The sequence below is a fragment of the Actinomycetota bacterium genome (genome assembly GCA_018830725.1).
Lineage (GTDB): Bacteria > Actinomycetota > Humimicrobiia > JAHJRV01 > JAHJRV01 > JAHJRV01.
In genome coordinates this window covers 1-8,468 of the sequence record JAHJRV010000036.1, presented here as the reverse complement: position 1 = coordinate 8,468, position 8,468 = coordinate 1, and the positions used below count along the sequence as shown (strand labels likewise).

Sequence of the window (8,468 nt, the reverse complement as noted above, 5' to 3'; positions counted from 1 at the left end):
TAGAACAACGCTCCTTACCAATAGAAAGATGCCAAAATTTTTTATTGCTGCAGTGAGGACAAATTTTCATGGCCAAAATCTACTATATTATCAGGGAATTGTCAAAGTACTAAGGTCAATTTTGATAACTAATTACCATTTACATTATTAAATCTAAGTCTTATTATTTTTAGACGTGCTAATTTGAAGTGGTATAAGCCTTTATTTAGCGCACCCTTTTATCCCTGACTTTCCTTGGTGGGAGCATTTTTAAGTCTCTTTGTTCTTATAATGATGGATAATCTATCCAAGGTTATTTGTTTTTGTTTAATCTTGGGAAGTGTGATTTTATATTATACTTATTCAAGAGAAAGAACAACTGTAAAAGGATTATTAGGAAAATTATTAAAGGAAGACAAAGAGATTAAAAGGGTAAAGGAAGTTTTAGCAGAAAAAATGGGTATAAGTGTGAGAAAAGATATATTAGTGCCAGTTACAAATCCTAAAACTGCTAAGAGTCTAGTAAGTTTAGCAGGTTTTATTGCAAGAAGCGATAAAAAATTAATTGTTACTGCTCTTAAGATTGTAGAAGTATCTCAAAATATTTCAATATCTGTAGCTCAAAAATATATATTAAAAAAACCACATTATAGAAAAATATTAAATATTGCAGAAAATCTTGCTGAAAGGAAAGATATTCCTATAAATTCAATTCTACAAGCTGCATATGGGATAACTTCAGGGATTCTTTCTATGGCTAAAGAAATTAATCCCAGAATAATTATTTTAGGATGGGGAGGTCCCATCACTTATCGTAGAATGTATGAGAATCCAACAAAAGATATTTTGATGAAAAGCAATTGTGATATTGCTGTATTAATGAATAAAGGTTTAGATAAAATAAAGAAAATTTTAATTCCAGTTTTTAGAGGTCCTCATTGTGAATTAGGATTAAGGCTAGCTGAAGAAATTTCTAAAATTTGTGATTGTAAAATTACAGCAATTCATATAAAAACACCAAGAGATGAAGAGAAAAAAGAGGAAAAACTTGAAAAATTAAATAATTGGATTAGTCAAATATTTACAGTCATATCTTTACAAATTTTTAAAAAGATAATATAATAACATTAAAGATGGGCTCATAGCTCAGTAGGTTAGAGCGCAACTCTGAATTTAGAAGATTTCAGGCGCGAGTTATGCCAATAATTTTAATCAAACTTTGATTTGATATAATAGTTTAGTTTCCTACCCCCGGAAAATTTTCCCATAAAAAATAACCATCATTATGAACAAAAAAAACTTAATCGGAATTGGAATAGGTATCTTAATAATCACCATCGCTCTCCTTGGAATGGATAGTATCCATGAATTTTCTGGTGAGCGTCTCCTAAAAATATTTAAGTCACCAGTAACAGGAATATTAGTCCTAATTACCGGTATCTTGCTGATGGTACTTTCCAGCAGTAAAGCTGTCGAGCATTCGGCTATCCTTGCTTCCGCCCTAGGCATATCTCCACTTATGATTGGCCTCGTGTTAGTTTCCTTAGGCACTGATTTACCCGAGATCGTTAACTCAATTGTCTCCTCAGGGTTAGGGCACGCAGATATCGATATTGGGGACTCCATGGGTTCAGTCTTAACTCAACTGACTTTGATTTTTGGACTCCTTCCCTTTTTGGGTCGTTCATTTAGGGTTAAAAGAAAGGAAATTATCGTCATGGGTGGCTGTCTAATTTTAGCGATTATGCTTGTTATCTCTATTGTAGAAAAGGGATATGTTTCTCGTACCAACGCATTGTTTCTCATTGGAAGCTGGCCAATTTATATGTTGATAACTAAGACTATAGTTGGGAGGGATGGTTTAAATCACGTAGGTTCGATAAAAGCTTTTAAAAGAAATATATATCATTTTTCGATAGCTGGCTTAGGTTTTGTTGGCGTCGCTGTTGGCTCCTATGCTGTCGTCCGTTCGGTAATTATGCTTTCAGAGGCAATTAAGGTCCCCGAGTATTTCATCAGTTTCTTTTTAGTGGGTATTGGGACATCTCTCCCGGAACTAGTGGTTGACGTGACCGCACTTCGTAAAAAACAATACGAGATTGCAATCGGAGACATAATCGGCAGTTGCATTATTGATGCGAGCTTCTCCATAGGAATCGGTCTATCTTTATTTCCCCAAGCAGTTTCTGGTGAGCTCGCCAGACCGACCATCCTCTACATATTATTTGCCTCTTTGGCAGTCATTTCTATTCTGGTAGCCAGAGAAAGAGTAGATAAAAAGGCAGGAATCATTTTCATTGCGCTTTACTTATTTTCTTATATATTTTTGATTAATAAGCTTATACATTAAAGGATTTGAAATTTAATTATTATAGAGGCTAGTGAAGAGTGGAGATTAAAAAATTTCTTTTTTGGCTCTTTACCTGATTATATTGCTAATGAGGCTCCATGTTCAGTTCTAATGGTCGAAAAACATGAAGCACGACATATCTCTTGGATTAAAAAAATGAGAGAGTTAGTATTTAAAAAATGAAAAATTTATATAAGATGAAATATTTTTTTTCAGATTATTTATAAATTTTATCTCTAAATTAGTCGCCCAAGACCTCTTCCTTCAGGTAGGAGTAGTTCACTTATGTAATAAGCCAAATAATAAAATTTTTTTAAAATTGTTTAAGAGATTCTAAAGGGTTTAAAAAGTAAAAAAATTCTGATTAATTTCGTATTATAATGAAATTTCACAATATTTTCAGAAGGGTATTTAAATGAGTAAAATAATTTTAGTAAATGGAATAGTAATCACTTTTAATGATAAAAATCAGATAATTGAAGATGGAGCAGTATTAATTGAAGAAGAGAAAATAGTAGAAATTGGTACATCATCTGAACTTTTAAATAAATATAGGAAAGATGTTACGGAGATCGTTGATGCTCATGGTGGAATAATTTTACCAGGCTTTATAAATGCTCATTCACATCTATATAGTGCTTTCGCTCGTGGGATGCCTTTTGAGAAAGAACTTCCAACCAATTTCTTGGAGATACTACAGAAAATTTGGTGGAAACTGGATTTAACATTAAATGAGGATGATGTATATTATAGTGCTTTAATTGCAGCAATAGATGCAATAAAAGCTGGGACAACGACAATAATTGATCATCATGCTAGTCCAAATTTCTGCACAAATAGTTTAAAAACAATCTCCAAATCTCTTATTAAAATTGGTCTTAGAGGTTGTCTTTCCTACGAAGTCTCTGATCGAAATGGAGAAGACTCAGCCTTAGAAGGAATTGAGGAAAATATACGCCACATAAAATGGTGTGATGAGAAAAAGAATTCATTAATCTCAGCATCTTTTGGGCTGCATGCACCCTTTACCTTATCAAATGATACTTTAAAAATTTGTACTGATAGAGAAAAAGAATTTAAAACTGGTTTTCATATTCATTTAGCTGAAGGACAAATTGATGTTGAAGATAGCAAAAGAAAATATAAAAAATCAGTTGTTAGCAGGTTAAAAGAAAGAGGAATTTTAGGTGGAAAAACCATAGCTGCTCATTGTATCCATCTAACCGATGATGATTTAAATATTTTATATAAAACTAAAACTAATGTTGTTCATAACCCCAGGTCAAATATGAATAATGCAGTAGGAGTTGCTCCGATTATTGAAATGTTTAATATTGGAATAAGACCAGGACTTGGTACTGATGGTATGGGAATGGATATGACAAGAGAGGTATATACCTCCTGGCTTCTTCAGAACCATAAAAAAGCCACTCCCTTTAGCTTTTCACCTGATGAAGCTTATCAGATGCTAACATACAATAATGCTAAAATAGCTTCAAAATTCTTTCCTTTAAAATTAGGTAGTCTGGAAATTGGGAATGCTGCGGACATTATTGTTATTGATTTTAAACTACCCACACCTCTAAACCCAGGTAATCTTTTTTCTCATCTACTTTTTGGTTCTGAAACCTGGACTGTAAAAGACACAATAATAAATGGGAAAATTGTAATGAGAGATAGAGAAATTACTACTATTAATGAACTTGAAGTGATAAAAAAAACCAGGAAGTTAGCTTCTAAATTATGGGAAAGACTAAAAAACATGTAGGGCAACCCTTTAGGGTTGCATTATTAAGCAAGGCTAAAGCCTTGCCCTACATTATTTATGTAAAATGAAGATAAATTTAATTTTTAATACTTATTTAAAAAGGAGAGAAATTGGGAAATTTAGATATTGAAATTTGTGGTATAAAGATGAAAAATCCTATAATGCCTGCTGCTGGACCACTGGTGAGAGATGTGGAGTCAGTAAGAAAGGTTGTTGATGCTGGTGTTGGAGCAGTTGTTACTAAAACCATTTCAGTCAAACCAGCAAAAGTTCCTAATCCAAATATGGCAGTTGATGGAAATCTCTTTTTAAACTCAGAACTCTGGTCAGAGATTCCATGGCAGAGATGGATAAATAATATTTTTCCTTCAATAAAAGAGATGGGAGTTCCACTTATAATTAGTATGGGATATACAAGTGATGATATATCCTTTTTAGCACCCAAAATAGCAAATTTAGCAGATGCTGTTGAGCTTTCAACTCACTATTTAGGAGATGACCCAAAACCTATGTTAGATGCAATAAAGGCAGCTAAGAGATATCTTGACATTCCTGTTTGGGTTAAAGTAAGCCCAAATGTAAGAGATGTTGGACTTATGGCTCGCCAGGCAATGGAAGCAGGAGCAGATGCTATTGTTGCAATAAATTCATTAGGTCCTGGTCTTTCTATAAATATAGATAAAAAATTATCAAGACTTGGTGGACAATCTGGATATGGATGGATTTCTGGCTATGCAATAAAACCTTTGGCAATTAGATACATATATGAAATATCAAAAAATGTGGATATCCCAGTTATTGGTGTAGGAGGAATAAGTAAAGCTGAGGATGTAGTTGAGATGTTTATGGCGGGGGCTTCAGCAGTTCAGATATGCACTGCAGCAATAATTAAAGGTCCTAAAATTTTTACAAAGATAATAGAAAGATTAGAAAAAATTTTAGATGAATATAAATACAAAAATATATCAGATATCACAGGCTTGTTTTCTGACAAGGAAGAAAGTGAAAAAATTCCTAATTATACATCTCCTCCCAATATAGATTTAGATATTTGTAATTTATGTGAAAGGTGCATAAAAAGCTGTGTTTATGGTGCTCTTTCAATAGTTGATGAAGAAATAAAATTAGATAGTAATACATGTGCTATGTGTGGACTTTGTGCTACTCGTTGTCCAGTTAACGCTATATCTTTTGATTGAAAATCCAATTTTTACAAATTCCCTCCAGAAGTATTTGATTTAATAATTAATGAAATTGAATTAGAGGCTGAAATTTTTGTTGTATAATATGTGAAATTTTTATTGTATAATGTGAAATCAAAATTGAATTTTACTAAAATTTCTATTTATACGGTGTTATATGGATATAATTATTAAGAATGCTCATATAGTCAATGTCTTTACTGGAAAAATTGAGAAGGGAGAAGTTGGAATTTCTAATGGAAAGATAGTCTCAATATCTAATGTGATAGACACTGAAGAGTTAATTAAAAAAAGTAATGATAATGTTATTAGAGAATCCCCTAAAATTATAGATGCTGATGGTAAATATTTAATTCCTGGATTAATCGATTCTCATGTACATATTGAGAGCTCTTACATGATTCCTACCACTCTGGCTCCTCTACTTATTAATCGCGGTACAACTACAATAGTTGCAGATCCACATGAAATTACAAGTGTCCTTGATATAAAGGGCATGCTCTATATGTTTGAAGAAGCTAAGAGAACAATGTTGAAAATCTATTTTACTATGCCTTACAGAATTTTAAAAAAATTGATAGAGGAAGGATATTACGAAAAATACTCTCGAAGTATTATAGGTCTTGGTGAAGTTTCACCCTATCTATTTCCTACAGAAGATGAATATATTGAAGCTTGTAATTTTGCTAAAGAAAAGGGATTTATAATTGAAGGTCATCTAGGAGCTGACTACAGTGACAGTAGATTAGACCAGGCTACTTGTCTTGGAGTTTCATCGTGTCATGAATCTATCAGTCAAGAAGAAGCTCTAAAAAAGTTACAAAGAGGAATAACAGTAATTGTTAGAGAAGGTTCAGCAGCCAAGAATCTCGAAGATATTCTGACTGATATAAAAAGCAAAATAAAAGATACAAGTAACATGCTCTTTGGTACGGATGATTTAGAGATATTAGATATTTTTTCTAAGGGTCATGTTGATAACTGTTTGAGAAAAGCAGTTCAAGTTGGGATAGATCCAGTGGAGGCAATACAGATGGCAACAATAAATGCTGCAAAACATTTTAAATTAGATGACAAAATTGGAAGCATATCTCCTGGTAAAGTTGCAGACTTAGTTTTAATGGATAATTTGATTGATTTTAAAGCTGAAATGGTAATGATAGAGGGAAAGGTAATTTATGAGAGTGGAAAATTTCGTCATAGACTTCGTAAAGCTCAAATTCCGTATTATCTATTGGATAGTATAAAAGTTGAAAGGGAAATAGAGTCCAAAGACTTTGAAATAAAAACCAAAAAAGATTGTAAAAAGGCTTTAGCAAGAATAATAGGAGCAATCGATGGTCAAATTACATCAAAGTTTATAAAGGCAGAACTTGATGTTGAAGATGGTAATGTTTTGAGAGATTTAAAAAATGATATATTAAAAATAGCAGTAATTAATAGGTATAAACCAGAAGGTAAGTGTACAACAGGATTTATTAATTCCTTTTGTCTTAGGAAAGGGGCAGTGGCAACCAGTATTGCACATGATGATCACAATATATTGGTTGTAGGAGTAACTGATGAGGATATGGCATTGGCAGTAAATGAAGTAATTAAAATGCAGGGTGGTTTAGTAGTTGTAAACAATGGTGAAGTACTTGCCAAAGTAAATCTTCCCATTGCAGGAATAATGACAAATCAAGGTCCTGTAGAACTTCGCCAGGATGTTTTGAATCTTCACAAGGAAGCTGAAAAACTGGGTATTGGTTTACATTCTCCTTTTATGACTTTATCCTTCCTGTGCCTTCCTATTCCAGAATTAAAGATAGACACAAAAGGTATTCTTGATGTCTATAAAGGCAAATATGTTAGCCCAATCGAATCCTGCAATGGTGTCAGGTCTTGACATAAGACATATCAGAAATAAAAGTGGTTAAGTCTTTTAATATAATATTTCTTTAATAAAAAGATATGAATTTAATCATTAATAATATTTATAAATATAAATAAGATATAGAAAAGTAGGAGATATGTAACATGCCACATCCATATTTGTATGAGATTATAGTAATAGCTATATTTATTCTTATTCCTATATTAATAACTACTGCAATCATTATTTCATTTAGGTCTATACTTAAAAAGAGAGATAAAAAGTTAGATGAGCTCTCTGAAAAGATAAAGGTTTTAGAAAAAAGCCAAAGTAAGTCATATAAGGATGACAATAATAAAAAAATTAGCAAAAAAAATAAAAACTAAGTTGTTTGCAAAGATACTATTTCTATATGGTAGGTTTGTGGAAACATATCAATTATTTAAACCTTTGTAAGATTGCATGAAATATAAACAATTTTATCCTTTTGGACCGACAATATCTTCATTTCTCTCAAAAATCTTATTAATTCCAACATGTCCCCAAAAATCCTCAATTGCTATTCCCTCAATTTCTCCTTCACTTTTTCCCTCGACAAGAATACTAACCCTTTTTACTTGAGGAAGTTCAGTTAATGTGTTAACAATAGAGAAAATTGCTAATGGTTCTGTAGTTGAACTATGAGGTATCTGTTGATCAAGTATTATATCTTTACTGAAATCAACAATGGCTAAATCTTCCTCTATTTTTATTGAATTTATCTTTGTGCTATTTGGAATAGTAGGACTTAATTCTTTACTAACAGGACCTTTAATTAATTCTTCCATTAAAATTAATTGTAAATCTTTATTTAATTCTACTTCTCTTATCTCCTCCATTAAAAAGCATTCTTTTTCACCACATTTTGAAAAATAAAGAATTATTTCTTGTGTAGGGATTGGAGTTATTGGTTCTTCCTTAAATATAAAATCAATTACTCTCTGGCAACCAAAGGTTGAGAGTGAGATTAAAATAGCAATCAATAAAATATTAAATAGTTTACTAAATTTTTTGAAAGATGCACTATTAAAATATTTCACCTGTTAGACCTCCTTTAATAAAATTCTTCAGATATTGTCTAAATACTTGAATTTTAGGTGTAAGTTTAATTAGTTAACATTATATCATTTTTAAGATTAATACTCTTATAATTAGTATGTGACGCTCCACAGGACAAGCCCTGTGGCTTCTGCTTAGTTCACTAAGCATTCTTTTTCTTGCTTCACTGTCGAAACTACTGTTTCAACTCCACAAGCGTTAATTCCCGAACGTCCT

The 8,468-nt window shown here is 31.9% G+C and carries 7 protein-coding genes; 6 read left to right on the top strand and 1 reads right to left on the bottom strand.

What is annotated here, in order from left to right; translation table 11 throughout:
• The first annotated feature begins 321 nt into the window (after positions 1-321).
• The 6 genes from KKC53_01895 to KKC53_01870 all read left to right on the top strand — a co-directional run bounded on the left by KKC53_01895 (position 322) and on the right by KKC53_01870 (position 7,540).
• Positions 322-1,101, top strand: a complete 780-nt coding sequence (locus KKC53_01895) for a hypothetical protein (GenBank protein ID MBU2597923.1) — start codon at positions 322-324, stop codon at positions 1,099-1,101.
• Between the two features lie 163 nt (positions 1,102-1,264).
• Positions 1,265-2,329, top strand: a complete 1,065-nt coding sequence (locus KKC53_01890; GenBank protein MBU2597922.1) for a sodium:calcium antiporter — start codon at positions 1,265-1,267, stop codon at positions 2,327-2,329.
• Positions 2,330-2,744: 415 nt separating this feature from the next.
• Positions 2,745-4,097, top strand: coding sequence for a putative aminohydrolase SsnA (gene ssnA, locus KKC53_01885; GenBank protein ID MBU2597921.1), 1,353 nt, complete (start codon positions 2,745-2,747; stop codon positions 4,095-4,097).
• 110 nt (positions 4,098-4,207) lie between these two features.
• On the top strand, positions 4,208-5,296 hold the full coding sequence (locus KKC53_01880; GenBank protein MBU2597920.1) for a 4Fe-4S binding protein: 1,089 nt from the start codon (positions 4,208-4,210) through the stop codon (positions 5,294-5,296).
• 160 nt (positions 5,297-5,456) lie between these two features.
• Positions 5,457-7,187, top strand: a complete 1,731-nt coding sequence (locus KKC53_01875) for an amidohydrolase family protein (protein ID MBU2597919.1) — start codon at positions 5,457-5,459, stop codon at positions 7,185-7,187.
• A gap of 131 nt (positions 7,188-7,318) precedes the next feature.
• Positions 7,319-7,540 (top strand): hypothetical protein, encoded by a 222-nt coding sequence (locus KKC53_01870; GenBank protein MBU2597918.1) that lies wholly within the window; start codon positions 7,319-7,321, stop codon positions 7,538-7,540.
• Positions 7,541-7,633: 93 nt separating this feature from the next.
• On the opposite strand, the gene KKC53_01865 is transcribed toward KKC53_01870, so the two are convergent.
• On the bottom strand, positions 7,634-8,233 hold the full coding sequence (locus KKC53_01865; protein MBU2597917.1) for a GerMN domain-containing protein: 600 nt from the start codon (positions 8,231-8,233) through the stop codon (positions 7,634-7,636).
• Between the last annotated feature and the right edge of the window lie 235 nt (positions 8,234-8,468).

Excerpts from the sequence above, each read along its gene's own strand:
- KKC53_01890 (MBU2597922.1), top strand. The coding sequence starts at position 1,265 with ATGAACAAAAAAAACTTAATCGGAATTGGAATAGGTATCTTAATAATC.
- ssnA (MBU2597921.1), top strand. The coding sequence starts at position 2,745 with ATGAGTAAAATAATTTTAGTAAATGGAATAGTAATCACTTTTAATGAT.
- KKC53_01875 (MBU2597919.1), top strand. The coding sequence starts at position 5,457 with ATGGATATAATTATTAAGAATGCTCATATAGTCAATGTCTTTACTGGA.
- KKC53_01870 (MBU2597918.1), top strand. The coding sequence starts at position 7,319 with ATGCCACATCCATATTTGTATGAGATTATAGTAATAGCTATATTTATT.